The organism is Streptomyces sp. Je 1-332, assembly GCF_040730185.1.
In the GTDB taxonomy this organism is placed as follows: domain Bacteria; phylum Actinomycetota; class Actinomycetes; order Streptomycetales; family Streptomycetaceae; genus Streptomyces.
The window spans coordinates 2,554,097-2,574,225 of the sequence record NZ_CP160402.1 but is presented as its reverse complement, the minus strand read 5'-3'; the positions used below and the strand labels follow the sequence as shown (position 1 = coordinate 2,574,225).

Below are 20,129 nucleotides of genomic sequence, written 5' to 3'. Positions count from 1 at the left end.
CCCTCAGCCCAGCCTCCGCGGCAGTCGCAGGCTCAGCAGGGCGAGGCCGAGCAGACCGGCCAGTTGTACCGCGAGGACGGTCGCGAACGCGGTGCGCATGCCGAGGCCCGGCACCAGGGCCAGGAACAGCGAGCCGAGGGTGGCGACGCCGATGGCCAGGCACGACTGCTGGACCGTGGCCGCGAGGCCGCTGCCCGCGCCCGCCCGTGACGCCGGCACCGCGGCCAGCACGATGCGGTAGTAGAGGGCGAGCTGCACGCCCTGGCCGAGGCCGCACAGGGCGAGACCGGGGGCGAGGACGAGCGGGCTCAACGAGGCGTACGGGGTCCACAGCACCGTCAGGGCGAGGATCGCGAGGCCGGTGCCGTGGACCAGGGCGCACAGCGTCATGGCGCGGCTGCCGAGCAGCGTCACCAGGCGCGGGGCGAGCATGGACGAGGCGAACTGCGCGACCCCCATGGGGATCAGGGTCAGCCCGGACTTCAGGGGGCTGAAGCCGAGCCACTGCTGGAGCGTGACCGCGCTGACGAACATCCACCCTGCGAAGCCGGTGAAGATGGGCAGGCCGACGGCGAGCCCCATCCGTACGCCGGGTTCGCGCAGCAGCGACGGAGGCAGCAGCGGGCTGCCGCCGGTGCGTTCGGCCCGCAGTTCGACGCGGGCGAACGCCCAGGCCAGGAACGGCGAGGCGACCAGGGAGAGCACCGACCACAGCGGCCAGCCCGCGGCCCGCCCCTCGGTCAGCGGCAGCAACAGCGCGATCAGGGACGCGGCGAGCAGCAGCGCGCCGCCGACGTCGCTACGAGTGGCCTGCTCGGCCCGGCTGTCCGGCACCGAACGCACGGCGAGGAGCAGGGCGACGACCGCGACGGGCGCGTTCACCAGGAACACCGCGCGCCATCCGGTGCCGGCCAGGTCGGCGGAGACCAGGACGCCGCCGAGCACCTGACCCAGGACGATGGAGATGCCGCCGACCGAGCCGTAGAGGGCGACCGCCTTCGAGCGCCGCTCGCCCCGCGTCGTCGCGTGGATGGTGGCGAGGACCTGCGGCAGCATCAGCGCGGAGGCCGCGCCCTGGGCGACGCGCGCACCCACCAGCCACCAGGCGCCGGGCGCGAGCCCGCAGGCCAGCGAGGTCACGCCGAAGGCGGCGACGCCCCAGAGGAAGAGCCTGCGGCGCCCGTACGTGTCGCCGAGCCGCCCGCCGAGCACGAGCAGCACGGCGTACGCGACGGCGTAGCCCGCGACGACCATCTCCAGGGTGGCGGGGGACGCGTGCAGGTCGTGTTCGATGCTGGGCAGGGCGACGTTGACGATGAAGAAGTCGATCATCGGGAGCGCGGCGCCGAGCAGGATGGTGACGAGGCCGAGGGGGGTGAGGGCGGGGGAGGCGTTCCCTGCGGGCCGGTCGGCTGCCGTGGGTCGGTCGGGCGGCGCGGGTTGGTGGGCTGCCGCGGGCTCGTCGGTGGGCGCGGGCCCGCCGGCCGACGTGGGCCCGCAGGGCGGCGCGGTGGGCTTCAAGGCGCGGGCCGTGGAGTTGGTGAGGTTCACGAGTATGACGGTCGTCGTATCGCCAGCCTGGTACCAGAGTCTCTTTATCCTGGTACCTGTACTACCTGGAAACAGGGTCGCCGGGGCAGTCACGGGCGGGCAAGCTGATCCCATGGACACCGCAGTGCCGCCGACGCCGCAGCAGCAGCAGCCCGACCGTATCCGCCGCAGCGAGCTCGCCGACTTCCTGCGCAGCCGCCGCGAGCGCATCACCCCGGAGCAGGCGGGCCTGCCCCGCGGCCCGCGCCGCCGCACGCCGGGCCTGCGCCGGGAGGAGGTCGCGCACCTCTCGACGGTGGGCGTCACCTGGTACACGTGGCTGGAGCAGGGCCGCGCCATCCACGTCTCGGCCCAGGTGCTCGACGCGCTGTGCCGCGCCCTGATGCTGGACGCCGGCGAGCGCGCCCACCTCTTCCAGCTGGCGGGCACCGCCGACCCCTCCCCGGCAGCCGAGACCGCGTCGGTCCCGCAGGGCCTGCTGCGCATCGTCACGCAGCTGGAGCCGTACCCGGCCTGTGTGCAGAACTCCCGCTACGACATCCTCGCCTGCAACGCGACGTACGCGAACCTCCTCACCGACCTCGACGTGCTGCCGCCCGAGGACCGCAACTGCATGTGGCTCACCTTCACGCACCCCGCCTGGCAGGCCGCCATGGAGGACCGGGAGGAGACGATGCGCAGGATGGTGGCGAGGTTCCGGGCTCGGATGGCGGGGCATCTCGCGGACCCGGCGTGGAAGACGCTCCTGAGGAGGTTGCGCATGGCCTCGCCGGAGTTCCGTGAACTGTGGGAGCGGCACGAGGTGATGCAGGCGGTGGACCAGTCCAAACGGTTCAACAACTCGGTCGTGGGGCCGCTGCACTTCACGTACCACGGGCTGTGGCTCGGCCCGGCCGAGGGCCCGCGCCTGGGGACGTACGTCCCGGCGGACGCGCGCTCGCAGGCGGCCACGGAGAAGCTGCATCGGCTGGTACAGGCCGGGCGTGTGGGCAGCCGCGCGGGCACTCGTCCGGCCACGCGTGAGGGCACTCGTCCGGCCACGCGTGAGGGCATGCGCGTGGATGAGGGACAATAAGAGGTCTGCCCACGCTTCAGAACAGCTCGCCCCGGAGGATTCCCCCGCCATGGAGCCCCAGCTTCAGATCGGCCCGCACGCCGTGCGGCCGCCCGTCGTGCTCGCGCCCATGGCGGGCATCACGAACGCGCCGTTCCGGACGCTGTGCCGGGAGTTCAGCGGGGGCAAGGGCCTCTTCGTCAGCGAGATGATCACCACTCGGGCGCTGGTCGAGCGCAACGAGAAGACCATGCAGCTGATCCACTTCGACGAGACCGAGAAGCCGCGGTCCATCCAGCTGTACGGCGTCGACCCGGCGACGGTCGGCAAGGCGGTCCGCATGATCGCCGAGGAGGACCTCGCCGACCACATCGACCTGAACTTCGGCTGCCCCGTCCCCAAGGTCACCCGCAAGGGCGGCGGCTCCGCGCTCCCGTACAAGAGGCCGCTGCTTCGCGCGATCCTCCGTGAGGCGGTCAGCGGCGCCGGGGACCTGCCCGTCACGATGAAGATGCGCAAGGGCATCAACGACGAGCACATCACCTTCCTCGACGCGGGCCGTATCGCCGTCGAGGAGGGCGTCACGGCGATCGCGCTGCACGGCCGCACCGCCGCCCAGCACTACGGCGGCACCGCCGACTGGGACGCCATCGCCCGCCTCAAGGAGCACGTCCCCGAGATCCCGGTGCTCGGCAACGGCGACATCTGGTCCGCCGCCGACGCGGTGCGGATGATGAAGGAGACCGGCTGCGACGGCGTCGTCGTGGGCCGCGGCTGCCTCGGCCGCCCCTGGCTCTTCGGCGACCTGGTCGCCGCCTTCGAGGGCACGGGCGCGCCCAAGGCGCCCGACCTGCGCGAGGTCGCCGCCGTCATGCTGCGGCACGCGACCCTGCTCGGCGAGTGGATCGGTGACGAGGCGCGCGGTGTCATCGACTTCCGCAAGCACGTGGCCTGGTACCTGAAGGGGTTCGCGGTCGGCTCGGAGATGCGCAAGCGTCTCGCGATCACCTCGTCGCTCGCGGAGCTGGAGGACGGGCTCGGCGAGCTGGACCTCGACCAGGGGTGGCCCGCGGGAGCGGACGGTCCGCGTGGCCGTACGTCGGGCAACAACCGCGTTGTCCTGCCGGACGGCTGGCTGAAGGACCCGTACGACTGCGCGGGCATCAGCGAGGACGCGGAGCTGGACACGTCGGGCGGCTGAACCGCGCCCCGCGCGAGATTTGGCCTGAACGACCTTCCCGTATCCCGGCCCGCGGTGCGCCGCGGGCCGTTCTGTCGGCGTTCCCTGCCCCGCTCGACGCGCGAGCGGCGTCCGACCCGCGCGCGAATCGTCTCGCGGCGCGTCCGGATGCTGACATCCAGCCGCTTCAAACGGCGTGATTCTCGCCACCCCTGATAGGTGTTGCGCTCAGATGAGCGCTTTCAGGGGTGACTGCACTTCTCCAAGGGGTGGCACTCAGTGCCACCGCTCGATCATTCATGAGGTGAACTCACATCTGAGAATGATCCGCTCATCTGAGCAAAATGCCGGGTCTACGGGCGTCACGTCTTCAAGAGTTGAACGAATGATCGTCCATCCAGCTACCGCTGAGTCACTTTCGATCTACTGGCGGACGGGTGGTTACGGCCGCATGACGCACAAGTGGACGTACCCATGCGCCTTCGATCTGGGTATGTTCCTCGCCGTCAGGGCAGCCACCGAGTCCTCGAGGAGTCGAGACCCGTGTCGGAAAACAAAGATCCCCACGTAGCGCAGAACGACGCGAACGACGCGAGCGACGCGAGCGATGCGGCGGTGAAGTTCGTTTACGACTTCACCGAGGGCAACAGGAACCTCAAGGACCTTCTCGGCGGGAAGGGCGCGAACCTCGCCGAGATGACCAACCTCGGGCTGCCCGTCCCTCCGGGCTTCACGATCACCACAGAGGCCTGCAAGACCTACCTCGCCAGCGGCGAGGAGCCGGCCGAGCTGCGCGACGAGGTGAGCGCGCACCTCGACGCCCTCGAGAAGACCATGGGCAAGAAGCTCGGTCAGGCCGATGACCCGCTGCTCGTCTCGGTCCGCTCGGGCGCCAAGTTCTCGATGCCCGGAATGATGGACACCGTCCTGAACATCGGGCTCTCCGACAAGTCGGTGACCGGTCTCGCCAAGCAGTCCGGCGACGACCGCTTCGCGTGGGACTCCTACCGCCGCCTCATCCAGATGTTCGGCAAGACCGTCCTGGACGTCGACGGCGAGCTCTTCGAGGACGCCCTGGAGGCCGCCAAGGCCGCCAAGAAGGTCACGGTCGACACCGACCTGGAGGCCGCGGACCTGAAGAAGCTGGTCACGAAGTTCAAGAAGATCGTCAAGACCGAGGCCGGCCGCGACTTCCCGCAGGACCCGCGCGAGCAGATGGACCTCGCGATCCGCTCGGTCTTCGAGTCGTGGAACACCGACCGCGCCAAGCTCTACCGCCGCCAGGAGCGCATCCCCGGTGACCTGGGCACCGCGGTCAACATCTGCTCCATGGTCTTCGGCAACCTCGGCCCCGACTCCGGTACGGGCGTCGCGTTCACCCGCGACCCGGCCAGCGGCCACCAGGGCGTGTACGGCGACTACCTGACGAACGCGCAGGGCGAGGACGTGGTGGCGGGCATCCGCAACACCGTCGCGCTCGCGGATCTCGAGCAGATCGACAAGAAGTCGTACGACCAGCTCATGCAGATCATGGAGACCCTCGAAACGCACTACAAGGACCTGTGCGACATCGAGTTCACCATCGAGCGCGGCCAGCTGTGGATGCTCCAGACCCGCGTCGGCAAGCGCACCGCCGGCGCCGCCTTCCGCATCGCGACGCAGCTCGTCGACCAGGGCCTGATCGACGAGGCCGAGGCCCTGCAGCGCGTCAACGGCGCGCAGCTCGCCCAGCTGATGTTCCCGCGCTTCGACGAGACCGCGAAGGGCGAGCAGCTCGGCCGGGGCATCGCCGCGTCACCCGGTGCCGCGGTCGGCAAGGCGGTCTTCGACTCGTACACGGCCATCAAGTGGTCGCGTTCGGGCGAGAAGGTCATCCTCATCCGCCGTGAGACCAACCCCGACGACCTCGACGGCATGATCGCGGCCGAGGGCATCCTCACCTCCCGCGGCGGCAAGACCTCGCACGCCGCCGTCGTCGCGCGCGGCATGGGCAAGACCTGTGTCTGCGGCGCCGAGGAGATCGAGGTCGACACCAAGCGCCGGCGCCTGACGGCGCCCGGCGGCGTAGTGATCGAAGAGGGCGACGTCGTCTCCATCGACGGCTCGACCGGCAAGGTCTACGCCGGCGAGGTGCCCGTGGTCCCCTCTCCGGTCGTGGAGTACTTCGAGGGCCGCATGCACGCCGGCGCCGACGACGCCGACGAGCTGGTAGGCGCCGTGCACCGGATCATGGCGTACGCGGACCGGGTGCGCCGCCTGCGGGTGCGTGCCAACGCCGACAACGCCGAGGACGCGCTGCGGGCCCGCCGCTTCGGCGCCCAGGGCATCGGCCTGTGCCGCACCGAGCACATGTTCCTCGGTGAGCGCCGCGAGATGGTCGAGCGGCTGATCCTCGCCGACGCGGACGGCGAGCGCGAGGAAGCCCTCAAGGAGCTGCTGCCGCTCCAGAAGCGCGACTTCGTGGAGCTCTTCGAGGCGATGGACGGCCTTCCGGTCACCGTCCGCCTCCTGGACCCGCCGCTGCACGAGTTCCTGCCGGACATCACGGAGCTCTCCGTCCGGGTGGCGTTGGCAGAATCCCGCAAGGACTCCAACGAGAACGACCTGCGCCTCCTCCAGGCCGTGCACCGCCTGCACGAGCAGAACCCGATGCTGGGCCTGCGAGGCGTACGTCTCGGCCTCGTGATCCCCGGCCTGTTCACCATGCAGGTACGGGCCATCGCCGAGGCCGCTGCCGAGCGCAAGAACGCCAAGGGCGACCCGCGCGCGGAGATCATGATTCCGCTGGTCGGCACGGTCCAGGAGCTGGAGATCGTCCGCGAGGAGGCCGAGCAGGTCATCGCCGAGGTCGAGGCGACGACCGGCGTGGCGCTGAAGCTGGCGCTCGGCACCATGATCGAGCTGCCGCGTGCGGCTCTGACGGCGGACCAGATCGCGGAGGCGGCCGAGTTCTTCTCCTTCGGCACGAACGACCTCACGCAGACGGTCTGGGGCTTCTCGCGGGACGACGTGGAGGCGAGCTTCTTCACGGCGTACCTGGAGAAGGGCATCTTCGGTGTCTCCCCGTTCGAGACCATCGACAAGGACGGCGTGGGCAAGCTGGTGAAGGACGCGGTCAAGGCCGGCCGCGCCACCCGCCCCGACCTGAAGCTCGGCGTCTGCGGCGAGCACGGCGGCGACCCGGAGTCCGTGCACTTCTTCCACGAGGTGGGCCTGGACTACGTCTCCTGCTCCCCGTTCCGGATCCCGGTGGCCCGCCTCGAAGCGGGACGCGCGGCCTCCGAGTCGGCGGGCAGCGACCACCGGTAGGCCTGAAGGCCTGACGGGCCACCGGTAGAACTCCGGGGCCGACGCCGTGTCCCCGACCCTCACCGATGCGGCGTCGGTCCCGGTTCACCACGAAGGGGCAGTTCCCTGTGCGGGGGAGCTGCCCCTTCGGTCGTTCTCAGCTCGCGGCTCCTGGACCGGTTCCTCGCGATGTTCCGCGTCTTCCTGGTGCGGGCCGACTCGGCGACCACGGCGAGTGCCGCCGGCGATATCGACCACTCGGCGAGGTGGCGCTGCATCCAGTCCGTGACCTCGGCCAACTCGGCCGGTGTCGGCACGTGGCCGTCCTCCTCGACGGAGAGGCAGAACAGCCAGTCGTGGATGCGGCGGCGGATGAAATCGCCGTACGCCTTGAGGTGTTCGGTCTCCGGCAGTAGTCCGGATGACCACTGCCGGAACTCGGCAGGAACGGTCATCTTCCTCGCGATCCTGTCCACGAGGGCGACCACCGCCGTCTTGGCCCCCATCTCGTCGGGGTCGCGCAGGATCGTGGCCACGATCGCGCGGTCCCGGTCGCGGCTCTGGGAGGCAGCGGTCACCGAGACGACGCGGAGGTACGCGGACGTTCGGGCGTGGTCGTCCGCGACGGCTTCGTCGACGTCCACGTCGCGGATATCGGCCTCCGCCAGCAACCCGGCCACGTCGGAACGCAGTGTCATCGCTCAGCCCTCCTCCTCCAGGAGGGACTTGAGGCCGGTGAGGTGCTCGCGCCAGTACACCTTGTACGCCGCCACCTCCGCCGCGTCCCGCAGCTTCTCGTGCCCGACGCCCACCACCGTCTTCTCCGGGGCCTTGACCGTGACGGTCACGGAGATACGGCCGCCCCCGCCGCCCGCGTCCTTGAAGTCGGCGGTCACCGACTTGCCGGGGCGGTGCGTGCGCAGCGAGATCTCGGCGTCGGGGAGCCAGCGGCGGCGTACGGCGTCGTCCGCGAAGGCCTCGATGACCCGCGCCGCCGACGCGTCGATCGTCTTGCTGCCGCTCGTCCGCCACTGGCCCGTGCTGCTCTGGCCGACCTGACGCAGGCCGCGCTCCTGTTCGTAGCCGACGGCCACGGACTGGGCGTACCAGCCGTCGACGCCATGTTCCTCGCGGACGTGCCGGGCGATCTCCGTGTGGTTGCGGGAGGTGGCGCCCCAGGCGTCGAGCACCGCGAACCACTGCGGCCAGTCCTTGCCGGTCGCCTCGCGCAGCGCGTCGGACGACAGCTTGTCGGTGATTCTCCTGCCCGCGCTGCCCGTGCCGCCCCCGCTGCCGCTAGTTCCCGCACGTCCGCTCATGGCGCGACGCTAGGACCGCCCGCGTCCTGCCGCAAGGCGGAAGCGCGGAAGCGCGGAAACGCGGGGGCGCGGGGCGTGCAGGGCGGGGGCTCAGGCCGCGGCGCCCCCGTCGATCACCAGGTCGGCACCCACCACCGGCGCCGACTCGTCAGAGGCGAGGTAGAGGACGGCGGCGGCGACCTCCTCCGTCGTCGACACGCGGCCGAGGGGAGTCGCGTTCTTCATGCGCTCCGTGCGCTCGGCCGGGCTCTCGCCCTGGCGCAGCGACATGGTGGTGTCGGCGGAACCGGGGCTCACCGCGTTGATCCGTACCCCGTCCTTGATGTTCTCGATGGCGGCGCCCCTGGTCAGCGCGGAGACGGCCGCCTTGGTGGCGCCGTAGCCGATGGTGCCCGGGAGGCTGGTGTGGGGGCCGAGGTTGGAGGAGACGTTCACGATGGTCCCGCCGCCGGGCTGCGTGCGCATCTGCCTCACCTCGGCCTGGAGGGCGAGCAGTACGCCGGTGACGTTGATGTCGAGCATCGTCCGCCAGTCCTCCTCGGGCAGCTCCGCGACCGGCTGCCCGGCGCGCAGGACGCCCGCGTTGTTGACGGCCACGTCCAGGGAGCCGAACCGCTCGACGGTGGCCTCGACGAGCGCCGAGAGGTCGGCGGAGCGCGAGACGTCGGCCGGGATCGCGACTGCCGTGCCGCCCGCGTCCGCTATGAGGCCCACCGTCTCCTTGAGGGCGCCTTCGGTGCGCCCGGCGACGACCACGTTCGCGCCCTCGGCGGCGAACGCGAGCGCCATGGCACGGCCGAGGCCGGAGCCGCCGCCGGTGACGAGGGCGGTGCGTCCTGCGAAGCGGGTACGCGGTGCTGAAGACATCACGAAACTCTTTTCTTGAACGATCGGTTCGGTATCAGGACATGAAAAAGGGGTCAGGGGGCTCGGGGAAACGGCGCTCAGCCGAGCAGGCTCAGCGCCTGTTCCGTCGCGTCCCGCACCCGCGCCGGGTCCCTCGATGCCTTGCCGACCACGCGCACCCCTTGCATCAGGGTCAGCAGCATGCGCGCGAGGGCGAGCGGGTCGCGGTCCTCGGAGAGTTCGCCCTGCGCCTGGGCGCGGACGAGCGCGGAGTGCAGCAGCGTCTCCAGGTGCTCCCAGCTGCGCTCGACGCAGCGGGCCGCCGCGTCGTCGTGCGGGCCGAGCTCGGCCGCCGTGTTGGTGATGAAACAGCCGCTCAAACGCCCCGCCTCGGAAGCCGCCTCGGCCCCGAAGCGGCGGACCACCGAGCGGACGGCGGGCAGCGCGGGGCCCGGCTGCGAGAGCTCCGCGAGCAGCCGCGGGTTCTGGGCGCCGGCGTACCGCTCCAGTGCCTTCAGGTACAGGTCGTGCTTGTTGCCGAAGGTCGCGTAGAGGCTGGCGCGTCCGATGCCGAGCTCCTGAACGAGGTCGGCCATCGACGTCGCCTCGTAGCCGCGCCGCCAGAACAGCTCTAGGGCCGACTGGAGCGCGGCGTCCGGATCGAATTCCTTGGTCCTGGCCACGAGGAGGAGACTAGAGTTATCTGGAACGCTCGGTCAAGTAATCGCGGTTGGCTGCTGGGCCAGCCTGACCCGGTGCGTCTGGACCGTCACCGAGTCGTCGTCCAGGCACCGGCCCGTCTCCAGGTCGAACCGCTGCTTCAGCAGCGGCGACGCGACGAACGGCCTGCCCGCCGCCGCGCCGAGCAGACCGCGCGAGAGCACCGCGGCGCCGGTGAACGGGTCGCGGTTGTCGATCGCGTACGCGCGGCCCGCGCGGTCGATGAAGAGTGCGGCCTGGCGGCCGTCGGGGAGCAGCGCGGCGATGCCGCGTCCCGGCTGGAGGTGTGCGCGGTCGCAGACCTCGAACCAGTCATCTTCCAGGCGGAGTTGAACGCTCATTGAAGTGCTCGGCGCAATGGTCATCAGGATGCGGCACCTTCCAGGTCGCGAGGGCGGGAGCCGATGGACAGCAGCGGCAGGTCGGGCTTGATCTGGTCCCGTTCGGGGACGAAGCTCACGGTCGGATCCGGGACGTCCGGCGCGTTCACGAAGGACACGAACCTCGCAAGGCGCTCGGGATCGTTGATGGTCTCGGACCACTCGTCGCGGTAGTGCGCGACATGGTCGGCCATCAGGGCCTCCAACTCGTCGCAGAGGCCGAGCGAGTCATGGACGACCACGTCCCGTACGTGGTCGAGGCCGCCCTCGATCCGCTCCAGCCAGGTCGATGTGCGCTCCAGACGGTCCGCCGTGCGGATGTAGAACATCAGGAACCGGTCGATGAGGCGCACCAGTTCGGCGTCGGACAGATCCTGCGCGAGCAGGTCGGCGTGGCGCGGCGTCGCGCCGCCGTTGCCGCCCACGTACAGGTTCCAGCCGCTCGACGTGGCGATCACGCCGAAGTCCTTGGACTGGGCCTCCGCGCACTCCCGGGCGCATCCCGAGACGGCCGACTTCAGCTTGTGCGGGGAGCGCAGGCCGCGGTAGCGCAGCTCCAGGTCGATCGCCATCCGGACCGAGTCCTGCACGCCGTAACGGCACCAGGTCTGCCCGACGCACGACTTCACCGTCCGCAGCGACTTCCCGTACGCGTGCCCCGACTCGAAGCCGGCGTCCACCAACCGCGTCCAGATCAACGGTAGTTGCTCGACCCGCGCGCCGAACATGTCGATGCGCTGGCCGCCGGTGATCTTCGTGTAGAGACCGAAGTCCTTGGCCACCTCGCCGATCACGATCAGCTTCTCCGGGGTGATCTCGCCGCCGGGGATGCGCGGCACGACCGAATAGGAGCCGTTCTTCTGGAGGTTGGCGAGGAAGTGGTCGTTCGTGTCCTGGAGGGACGCCTGCTCGCCTTCCAGTACGTAGCCGTCGGCGCCGATCGTCGGGGCGAGCGAGGCGATGATCGAGCCGACCGTCGGCTTGCAGGTCTCGCACCCCTCCGTGCCACGGGCGGACTCGCGGCCGTGGGAGTCCAGGAGTTGGCGGTAGGAGGTGATCCCCAGGGTGTGGACGATCTCGTACAGCTCCTGGCGGGTCTGGGCGAAGCAGCCGCACAGACCCTTGTCGACCTCGACGCCCGACGCCTCCAGCTCGTCGTTGACCAGCTGGCCGAGCACCTTCACACAACTGCCGCAGCCCGTACCGGCCTTGGTGCACTTCTTGACCTCGGGCACGGTGGTGCAGCTGTGTTCGGTGACGGCGCCACGGATCGCGCCCTTGGTGACGTTGTGGCAGGAGCAGATGACCGCCGAGTCCGGCAGCGAGGACGGTCCGATCGCCACCGGTGCGCCCGCGCCCGCGGGAAGGACCAGCTGCTCCGGCGAGACCGGCGGCACGCTCCCGGTCAGCGGCCGCAGCACGCCGTACGCCTCCGCGTCACCGACCAGGACACCGCCGAGCAGCTCGCCGCCCGCGCCGATGACCAGCTTCTTGTACGTGCCCGAGCGCGAGTCGGAGTAGACGACGTCCAGGCAGTCCGGGGTCGCGCCGTGCGCGTCACCGAAGGAGGCGACATCCACACCGAGGAGCTTCAGCTTGGTGGACAGATCGGCGCCGGTGAAACTCGACTCCTCCGTGGCGATCGCGGCGGCAACGGTCTCGGCCATTTCATAGCCCGGCGCGACCAGACCGTAGACCCGGCCGTCCGACGCCAGGGCACATTCGCCGATCGCGTACACGGCCGGGTCGCTGGTGCGGCACTGCTCGTCGACGGTGATGCCGCCGCGCTCGCCCACGGAAAGGCCGCAGTCGCGTGCGAGTTGGTCGCGGGGCCGGACACCGGCGGAGAACACGACCAGATCGGCGGCGAGTTCGCTGCCGTCCGACAGCTTCATGCCGCTGACGGCACCCTCAGTGCCGACGATCTCCTGCGTGCCGACGCCCGTGTGCACGGTCAGGCCCATCCCGGTGATGGTGCGCAGGAGCGCGGCGCCACCGCCCTCGTCGACCTGTACGGGCATCAGCCGCGGCGCGAACTCGACCACGTGCGTGGCGAGTCCGAGCCCGCGCAACGCGCCGGCCGCCTCCAGTCCGAGCAGTCCGCCTCCCACCACTGCGCCGGTCGTGGCGTACGTCTTCGCGTACTCCTCGATGGCGAGCAGGTCCTCGATGGTGCGGTAGACGAAGCAGCCCGTGGTGTCCTTGCCCGGCACCGGCGGCACGAAGGGGAAGGAGCCGGTCGCGAGGACGAGGGTGTCGTAGGCGAAGGTCTGCCCCGAGCGCGCGGTGACGGTCTTCGCGACGCGGTCGACACTCTCGGCGGGGTCGCCGACGTACAGCTCGATGCCGTGCTTCTCGATGAACTCCGGGTCGGTCAGGGAGAGTTCGTCGGGCGTACGGCCCGCGAAGTACGAGGTGAGCTGGGCGCGGTCGTAGGCGGGCCGAGGCTCCTCACACAGGACGACCACGCGGTGGTTGTCGGTGAGGCCGCGGGCGGCGATGGCCTCCAGGAAGCGCTGGCCGACCATGCCGTGCCCGACAAGGACGAGGGTGTTGTCGTGCGCGCCGTGGCGGGGTCTTGGGGTGTCCGTGGGCATCTCAGAGGCCTCCGTCGTTGGTGAGCAGGTGGAGCAGGGGGCTGCCGTCGTCGGGCAGCTGGTCGTCGGCCTCCCAGGCGCGGGCGAGCGCGCCGACGGCGGTCAGCTCGCCGAGCAGCACACCGCCGACGAGCCGGTCGCCGCGCACGATGACCTTGCGGTACGTGCCACGGGTGGCGTCCGCGAGCTGGACGACGTCGTCGTCGGGCCGGTGCTCGGGGTCGCCGAAGGCCGCCAGGTCCAGGGGAGCGGAGCCGGGGCGTCCGTTGTGCAGGGTGAGGCGGGTGAGGGCGCGGGTGCCGGAGTACGGACGCGCGTCCCGCGGGGAGAGCAGGCTGTCCGCCAGCGCGTCGGCCTGTTCAAGGGCGGGTGCTGCGAGGCAGCGGGCCTCGCCGGAGTGCTCGGCGCAGTCGCCGATGGCGCGGATGTGCGGGTCGGAGGTACGCAGTTCGTCGTCGACGACGACGCCGCGGCGCACGTCGAGGCCCGCCGCCTGCGCGAGGCCCGTGCGGGGGCGGACGCCGCAGGCGAGGACGGTGAGGTCGGTGCCGAGTACGTAGCCGTCGGCGAGCTCCACCGAGCGGATGGCCCCGTCGGCCTGGCGCACCCCCCGTACGCGGCACTCGGTGTGCACCTCGACCCCGAGTTCGGTGAGGTGCTGGTGCACGAGCGCGCTCGCGGCGGGGTCGAGCTGGCGCTCCATGAGGCGGTCGCCCTGCTGGGTGAGGACGACCTGGGCGCCGCGCACGGCCAGCGCGCGGGCGGCCGATACGCCGAGGAGGCCGCCGCCGATGACGATGACGCGGGTTCCTGGCCGCGCGGCCTCGGACAGGGCCAGGCAGTCGTCCATGGTCCGGAAGGCGTGCACGCCGCGCGGCAGTTCGGTGGCGCCGGGTTCGAAGAGGCCGCGGAGTGGCGGGAGCACGGGGTTCGAGCCGGTCGCGAGGACGAGGGTGCCGTACGGGACGACGCTGCCGTCCGCGCAGTGCACGAGCCGGTCGGCGCGGTCGACGCGGACGGCGCGGGTGCGGAGGAACTCGCCGGGGGTGGGCGGCAGGGCGATGACCTCGGGGTCGAGTCGTCCGGAGAGGACGTCGGCGAGGAGCACGCGGTTGTACGGTGCGTGCGGCTCCTCCCCGATGAGGGTGACCCCGGAGGCGCCTTCGCCGTCGCCCCCGAGGCGCTGGGCGAGACGGACGCCGGCGAGGCCGCCGCCGATGACCACCACGGGGGGCGGGGGGCTCGGGGTCGATGAGGTCATGTACGGCAGCGTGCGGGGGTGGTGTTACCCGGCGGCATCTTGTCTGTTTCCCAGGGGGAACGGTGCGCTCAGCGGGGGCCGGGGCGGGTTGTGAGGGTCCTGGCCGGGGGCCTTGGGCTCCCCCCCCGCATCCGACTCTTGCCGAACGGGCCTCTCCCACCCACCCGCCCGTTCACCCCGCGTCCGATCCTTGCCGAACAGGCCTCTCCCGCCCACCCGCCCGATTGCCCTGCATCCGACTCTTGCCGAACAGGCCTTTCCCGCCCACCCGCCCGATTGCCCTGCATCCGATTCGCTGCAGTCGGCAGCGCTCGCGAGGGGACGTGTCGGTATGTCTGCCCGGAGCACGGTTCGCGGCGCTCCGGGGGCGAAGTAGCTCCGCGGTCACCGGACGATAGCGAGGACGGACATACCGGCGCGGCCCCGCACCCGGAGACGGACCAGCACCGTAGCCGCACGCATCCGCAGCCGGCAGCGCCCGGAGCACGGTTCGCGGCGCTCCGGGGGCGAAGCAACCCCGCGCCCACCCACGGACCGGAACCGCACCGGCTTAACCGCCGTTGAGGCAATCCTCAAGCCCGCCTTAAGGATCAGCGGTATCCCCCTGACCAGCCACTTCCGCCCCCGCTCCGCGCCTAGTCTGCGGCGGTGACCACCGACGTAGCCGACGCAACCGATTCCAGCCTTGACGCCTACCCCGCCCTTGCCGCGTACCTGCGGCAGACGGAGGGGACGCCGGTTTCGCCGGTTCCGCCCATGCCTGCGGAGCCCCCACGGCCCCGGGCCGCCACCCCCGCCACCCCCGTCACCCCCATCCGCCTCACCCCCACCACCCTGCGCAACGGAATCCTCGGCGTAGGCCTCGCCGTCACCGCGCTCTGGGCCGTGCAAGCCGAACCCTCGGCCCGGCTCGACGTGTTGTTCGCGACCGGAGCCCACCTCACCGGACTGCTCGCGGGGTACGGCGTTCTCGTCATGCTGTTCCTGATGGCCCGCGTGCCCGCGGTCGAGCACGGCGTCGGCGCCGACCGGCTCGCCCGGCTGCACGCCCTCGGCGGTCGCTACGTGCTCAGCCTGTGCGTCGGCCACGCCCTGCTCGCCCTGTGCGGATACGCCGTCCACGCCGACACCGACCTCCTCAGCGCGGGCCTCGACCTGCTCGGCTACCCGGGCCTCGCCCTGGCCTGCGCGGGCACCGCCCTGCTGCTCGCCGTCGGCGTCACATCGGCGCGCGCGATGCGCCGCCGCGTCCCGCACGAGACCTGGCGGGCCGTGCACCTACTGACCTATCTCGGCGCGGCGCTCGCCTTCGTGCACCAGCTCGCGGGGCCCGACGTGGCGGGCGGCATCCTGACGGTGTGGGCGTGGTCGATGCTGCACGCCACGGTGGCGGTGCTGCTCGTCTGGTACCGCGTCGTCGTACCCGTGCGGCAGGCGCTGAAGCACAGCCTGCGCGTCATCGACGTACGGGACGAAGGGCCCGGCGTCGTGTCGGTCGTGATGCAGGGCATCGGGCTCGACGAACTGCGCGCCGAACCAGGACAGTTCTTCCGCTGGCGCTTCCTGCGGCGCAGGCTCTGGCGCACCGCGCTGCCGTTCTCGCTGTCCGCGCCCGTGCGCGACGACACCCTCCGGATCACCGTGAAGGCCCTCGGCGACCACACGCGGCGGATGCGGCGCCTGAAGCCGGGGACGCGGGTGCTCGCCACAGGGCCCTTCGGGGCGCTGACCGCGCACCGGCGTACGCAGCGGAAGGTGCTGCTGCTCGCGGGCGGGGTGGGGATCACCCCGATGCGGGCGCTGTTCGAGACGCTGCCGGGCGGGCCCGGGGACATCACGCTGCTCTACCGGGCGGGCAGCGCGGAGCAGCTCGTCCTGCGGGCGGAGCTGGAGGAGATCGCCAGGAGCAGGGGAGCGGGGCTGCACTATCTGCTCGGGCGCTCCGACGCCTCCTTCGATCCGCTCGCCCCGCAGGCGCTGCGCAATCTGATCCCGGACCTGGCCGAGCACGACGTCTATCTGTGCGGGCCGCCCGCGATGGCTTCATCCGCCACCGCCGCGCTCCTGCGGGCCGGTGTGCCCCAGGAGCGCATCCATGCCGAGTTTTTCACCTTCTGAGATCTGAGAGGGGCTGACGTGGGACGTCACCGTAGACCCGTGGGCCCGGCCCAGGGCCCCACCCTGCAAGCGCGCCGCAAGCTGGCGACGGGCCTCGCGGGAGCGAGCGCGCTGGTCGCCACCGCCCTCGCCCTCACCGTCGACCCGGCCGCACCGCCGGCTCCCGACCGCGCCCCGGCGGGGATCCCGGCACCGCAGGCGGCGCCGTAGGGGGCGTAGGAGAACCGGGCCGGAAGCCTCCGCAACCCCAGAAAGCCTCCGCAACCTCCGCAACCTCCGGAACCTCTGGAACCTCTGGAAACCCTCAACTCTCCCTGAACTCATGGACGACGTGATCACTCCCTCCATAAGGTCGTGATCATGCCCGACATATCGCTGACCACCGTCGTCGTCCTCTGCATCGCCGCCCTCGCGGCAGGCTGGATCGACGCGGTGGTCGGCGGCGGGGGACTGCTCCTCCTGCCCGCCCTGCTCCTCGGCCTGCCGGCCGGGACCCAGGCCACGCATGCGCTGGGGACGAACAAGGCCGTCGCCATCGTCGGGACGACCGGCGCCGCGGTGACGTACGTCAGGAAGACGCGGGTCGACGTGCCCACCGCCGTACGGATCGGTCTCGCCGCGCTCGCCGGATCCATGGGCGGCGCCTTCTTCGCGGCCGGCATGAGCACCGAGGTGCTCAAGCCCGTGATCATGGTGGTGCTGCTCGGCGTCGGGGCCTTCGTCATCTTCAGGCCCGCCTTCGGCACCGCGCCGCCGGCCCGCCCCGCCTCGCCCAAGCGCATCCTCGCCGCCATCGGCCTCGCGGGCCTCGGCATCGGGTTCTACGACGGGCTCATCGGGCCCGGCACCGGCACCTTCCTGGTGCTCGCGCTGACCGCCGTGCTCCACCTCGACCTGGTGTCGGCCTCGGCCACCGCCAAGATCGTCAACTGCTGCACGAACGCGGGCGCCCTCGCGATGTTCGCCTGGCAGGGCGCGGTCCTGTGGCAACTGGCCGGCCTGATGGCCGTCTTCAACCTCGCGGGCGGCATGCTCGGCGCGCACACCGCCCTCAAGAAGGGCAGCGGCTTCGTCCGGATCGTGCTGCTCACCACGGTGTTCGGCCTGGTGGCGAAGATGGCGTACGAACAGTGGCTCGCGTAGCACTAGAGCTCGCGTGGCCCTAGAGCTCGCGTGGCCCAAGCCGGGGGCCGCACCCCGGCGCCCCGGCGCACCCCCGCCGCCCGAGGGTCAGCGCACGCCCGTCAGGTGGGCGAACACCACCACGTTGCCCTCGTAGCCGGTCTTCCGCGAATAGTCGCCGCCGCACGTGATCACCCGCAGCTCCGGCCGGTCCGCCGCCCCGTACACCTTCTCGTCCGGGAAGTTCTCCGCGTCGTAGACCTCGTTCGCGTCGACCGTGAACACCGCGACGCTGCCGTCCCTGCGTTCGACCTCGATGGTGCGGCCCCTGGTCAGGCCGCCCAGGTCGTAGAAGACGGAGGGCCCGTCGGCGTTGTCGACGTGCCCCGCCACGATGGCCGTGCCGTTCTCGCCGGGCGTCGTCCCGGACTCGTACCAGCCCGCGAGGTTCGTCTTCTTCGGCGGCGGTACGTCGAGACTTCCCTGCTGGTTGAGGCCGAGCCCCATGAGGGGCGCGTCGACCCGGATCGCGGGGATGCGGATCCGGTCGGGCGGGGACGGGGGCAGTGCGTCGGCGGACGTGGTGTGGCCGGAGTGCGGATACGCCGAAGCGGCCTGGGCGGCGGACGGCTGGGGTGGTGGACGGGACTCGGTGCCGTTGCGCAGCAGCCATGCCCCGGAGCACAGGGCCAGGACGGTGACCGTGCCTATGGCGGAGTTGACGGCCTTTCTGCCCAGCGGCCCGCGCCCCTGTGGCTTCCTGCCGGGGTTGTGCCTGCCGGGGTTCTTCCTGCGCATCACTCGACTCGTCCCCCTCAGGGTTCTCAGGGTTCGGGGAGGCCGTTCCCCGCATCCCCCTCCGGGTCCACGAGGGACAGGCGGACCCGGAGGGGGAGGGGGCTGGCGGTACCGGTGGACAGCGGAGGGTGTCCGTCAGATCCTGTCGCCTCTCGCCCGGCGATGCAGGAGCCAGGTACCGCCCGCGGCGGCGACGGCAAGCGCTGCCACACCCGCCGCGGTCTGTACGGGGTCGGGGCCAAGAGCGCCGCCGACCCCCGTCTTCACGTGCCCCTTAGGGGTGACCTGTTGCTCGCGGGCGGCGGCGGTCGAGGTGATCGTCACGACCAGGTCACCGGCGACCTGCTTGCCGTCGGCGCCGGAACCCGAGCATTTCGCGACGATCTCGTAGGTGCCGGGCTGGGCCGACGGCGGCACCTCGAACCGACCGGCCGCGCTCCCCTCGTGCTCCTCGTCCGAGCCGGGCGCGAGCGTGAACGTGCCCGCGCCCACGGCGCTGGCGTCGCCCGACGCGGAGCCGTCGCTGCCGCACTCGGTGGTGCTCACGGTGACCGTGGAGCCGGGCATGACCGTGGCCGGGTGGACCTCCAGGCCACCACCACCGGCGGCGGGTGCCGCGGCGGCGGCTGCGGGTGCCAGCAGCGCCGCCGATGCGACGGTGAGCGCGGCAGTGGTCAGCAGGCGGGCTTTGCGCATCGTGCTTGTCCTCCGAGGAGCCATCAGAGGGCACGGCCCGCGGCACCCCCAAGTGCCGCTGCGTCGGTCGAACCCCGCTGTACCGAGGTAAGTGGCACTCGGCGACGGACGCCTCCTGAAGGGCGGTCAGAAACCCTGTTGCGGAGCGGCTTCTGACACTTCGACGGATACGTTCCAGCAGGTCACTCGGCGTGTCGCGGAGTGGTGCCCGAAGGAGACGCGGGGCGCCTGTGAATGGGTGACCCCACACCCGACAGGGGCGGGTCGTGGCGCCGCCGCGGGCCCGGCCTGCCGCCGACCCGCGTCCGCCTCAGATGGTGTCCCAGGGGACGTCGGCGTAGAGCCCCGCCAGCGTCTCCATCAGTGTTTCGTCGACCTCGAACTCCGTGTCGTCGATCCGCCGCACCGGCGCGATGCCCCGTGTGTTGGTGATGAAGGCTGCCGTGTACGAGGAGAGGTTCGCGAGGGTGACCGGGGCCCGGCGCGTGGGGAGTCCGGTGGCCGGGAGGCGGGGTTCGAGCAGTCGCATGGTGATGCCGGTCAGGCAGGGCGCGTCCGGCCAGATGATCTCCGTGCCGTCGTAGAAGGCGATGTTCGTGGTGGCGCCCTCGCTGACCGTTCCGTCGTGCCCGGTGAGCAGCGCGTCGTCGAAGCCCGCCCGCCGGGCGAGCTCTCCATGGCGGGCCTGCCCGAAGCCGCCCAGGTGCTTGATGTGCGGGAAGGGCCGCTGGTAGGGGACGGACCGCAGGGCCTGCGCGCCCCCGGGCATCCCGCCCGGCGCCCGGACGGTGACCGTCACGGACGGCTCGCCGTCGGGTGCGTGGACGTGGACGCGTACGGACGCGTCGGCGATGTCGTCGCGGAGCACGTGCCGGACGAGTTCGCGGACGTGCTCACCGTCGAGCTCCCGGCCGAAGAGCTCACGCGTGGCCGAGTCGAGCCGCTCCAGGTGCAGCCCGAGCCCACGCGTCGCGCCACCCCTGACCTGCATCGCGGTGAAGTGCCCGACGCCACCGAGCGCGGACCACAACAGCCGGTCGGCGGTGGCCGCCTGCCCGTCGATCTCAAGCCGCTGCAGAGGTGAGGGAGTTGTCATGGTCCACACGGTACGGCGGGCCGCGCGCCGAACTCGTCGGCGGACCCCGCGCCGAACTCGTCGAAAGAGGCGCTTGACCTCAACCTAGGTTGAGCAATCAGGC

The 20,129-nt window shown here is 71.4% G+C and carries 17 protein-coding genes; 6 read left to right on the top strand and 11 right to left on the bottom strand.

The window, feature by feature from the left end; translation table 11 throughout:
- Nucleotides 1-3 precede the first annotated feature (3 nt).
- Entirely contained in the window at nt 4-1,551 is a 1,548-nt protein-coding gene (locus ABXJ52_RS11935) for an MFS transporter (protein WP_367041695.1), read from the bottom strand.
- 112 nt (nt 1,552-1,663) lie between these two features.
- Here ABXJ52_RS11935 and ABXJ52_RS11930 point away from each other — a divergent pair, with 112 nt between their 5' ends.
- The 3 genes from ABXJ52_RS11930 to ppdK all read left to right on the top strand — a co-directional run bounded on the left by ABXJ52_RS11930 (nt 1,664) and on the right by ppdK (nt 7,094).
- A complete protein-coding gene (locus ABXJ52_RS11930; protein WP_367041693.1) occupies nt 1,664-2,626 on the top strand; it encodes a helix-turn-helix transcriptional regulator in 963 nt (320 codons plus the stop codon).
- Nucleotides 2,627-2,675: 49 nt separating this feature from the next.
- A complete protein-coding gene (gene dusB, locus ABXJ52_RS11925; RefSeq protein ID WP_367041691.1) occupies nt 2,676-3,806 on the top strand; it encodes a tRNA dihydrouridine synthase DusB in 1,131 nt (376 codons plus the stop codon).
- A 594-nt stretch (nt 3,807-4,400) separates the two neighbouring features.
- On the top strand, nt 4,401-7,094 hold the full coding sequence (ppdK, locus tag ABXJ52_RS11920; protein WP_367048995.1) for a pyruvate, phosphate dikinase: 2,694 nt from the start codon (nt 4,401-4,403) through the stop codon (nt 7,092-7,094).
- 59 nt (nt 7,095-7,153) lie between these two features.
- Here the strand turns inward: ppdK and ABXJ52_RS11915 are convergent, their stop codons facing one another.
- The 7 genes from ABXJ52_RS11915 to ABXJ52_RS11885 all read right to left on the bottom strand — a co-directional run bounded on the left by ABXJ52_RS11915 (nt 7,154) and on the right by ABXJ52_RS11885 (nt 14,196).
- The gene (locus tag ABXJ52_RS11915; protein ID WP_367041690.1) at nt 7,154-7,771 is read right to left on the bottom strand and encodes a hypothetical protein; all 618 of its coding nucleotides are present in this window, start codon (nt 7,769-7,771) and stop codon (nt 7,154-7,156) included.
- Between the two features lie 3 nt (nt 7,772-7,774).
- A complete protein-coding gene (locus tag ABXJ52_RS11910) occupies nt 7,775-8,392 on the bottom strand; it encodes a hypothetical protein (RefSeq protein WP_367041688.1) in 618 nt (205 codons plus the stop codon).
- A gap of 90 nt (nt 8,393-8,482) precedes the next feature.
- Nucleotides 8,483-9,259 (bottom strand): SDR family oxidoreductase, encoded by a 777-nt coding sequence (locus ABXJ52_RS11905; RefSeq protein ID WP_367041685.1) that lies wholly within the window; start codon nt 9,257-9,259, stop codon nt 8,483-8,485.
- Between the two features lie 77 nt (nt 9,260-9,336).
- Nucleotides 9,337-9,921: a TetR/AcrR family transcriptional regulator gene (locus ABXJ52_RS11900; RefSeq protein WP_367041683.1), complete on the bottom strand. Its 585-nt coding sequence runs from the start codon at nt 9,919-9,921 to the stop codon at nt 9,337-9,339.
- Between the two features lie 33 nt (nt 9,922-9,954).
- A complete protein-coding gene (gene nirD / locus ABXJ52_RS11895) occupies nt 9,955-10,323 on the bottom strand; it encodes a nitrite reductase small subunit NirD (RefSeq protein ID WP_367041682.1) in 369 nt (122 codons plus the stop codon).
- The gene (nirB, locus tag ABXJ52_RS11890; protein ID WP_367041680.1) at nt 10,323-12,935 is read right to left on the bottom strand and encodes a nitrite reductase large subunit NirB; all 2,613 of its coding nucleotides are present in this window, start codon (nt 12,933-12,935) and stop codon (nt 10,323-10,325) included. The genes nirD and nirB overlap by 1 nt, the downstream gene beginning before the upstream one ends.
- Before the next feature lies 1 nt (nt 12,936).
- The gene (locus ABXJ52_RS11885) at nt 12,937-14,196 is read right to left on the bottom strand and encodes an FAD-dependent oxidoreductase (protein ID WP_367041678.1); all 1,260 of its coding nucleotides are present in this window, start codon (nt 14,194-14,196) and stop codon (nt 12,937-12,939) included.
- 648 nt (nt 14,197-14,844) lie between these two features.
- On the opposite strand from ABXJ52_RS11885, the gene ABXJ52_RS11880 reads away from it, so the two are divergent.
- The 3 genes from ABXJ52_RS11880 (at nt 14,845) to ABXJ52_RS11870 (ending at nt 17,457) form a co-directional block, all read left to right on the top strand.
- Nucleotides 14,845-16,314 (top strand): ferredoxin reductase family protein, encoded by a 1,470-nt coding sequence (locus ABXJ52_RS11880; RefSeq protein WP_367041677.1) that lies wholly within the window; start codon nt 14,845-14,847, stop codon nt 16,312-16,314.
- A gap of 39 nt (nt 16,315-16,353) precedes the next feature.
- Nucleotides 16,354-16,524 carry a hypothetical protein gene (locus ABXJ52_RS11875; protein WP_367041675.1) on the top strand — a complete coding sequence of 57 codons (171 nt, stop codon included), beginning with the start codon at nt 16,354-16,356 and terminating at the stop codon, nt 16,522-16,524.
- Nucleotides 16,525-16,674: 150 nt separating this feature from the next.
- The gene (locus ABXJ52_RS11870) at nt 16,675-17,457 is read left to right on the top strand and encodes a TSUP family transporter (protein WP_367041672.1); all 783 of its coding nucleotides are present in this window, start codon (nt 16,675-16,677) and stop codon (nt 17,455-17,457) included.
- Between the two features lie 87 nt (nt 17,458-17,544).
- Here the strand turns inward: ABXJ52_RS11870 and ABXJ52_RS11865 are convergent, their stop codons facing one another.
- The 3 genes from ABXJ52_RS11865 to ABXJ52_RS11855 all read right to left on the bottom strand — a co-directional run bounded on the left by ABXJ52_RS11865 (nt 17,545) and on the right by ABXJ52_RS11855 (nt 20,026).
- Nucleotides 17,545-18,234 (bottom strand): class F sortase, encoded by a 690-nt coding sequence (locus ABXJ52_RS11865; RefSeq protein ID WP_367041671.1) that lies wholly within the window; start codon nt 18,232-18,234, stop codon nt 17,545-17,547.
- Nucleotides 18,235-18,369: 135 nt separating this feature from the next.
- A complete protein-coding gene (locus ABXJ52_RS11860; protein WP_367041668.1) occupies nt 18,370-18,930 on the bottom strand; it encodes a hypothetical protein in 561 nt (186 codons plus the stop codon).
- 310 nt (nt 18,931-19,240) lie between these two features.
- Complete coding sequence (locus ABXJ52_RS11855; protein WP_367041666.1) at nt 19,241-20,026, bottom strand: aminotransferase class IV family protein; 786 nt, start codon at nt 20,024-20,026, stop codon at nt 19,241-19,243.
- Nucleotides 20,027-20,129: the final 103 nt, after the last annotated feature.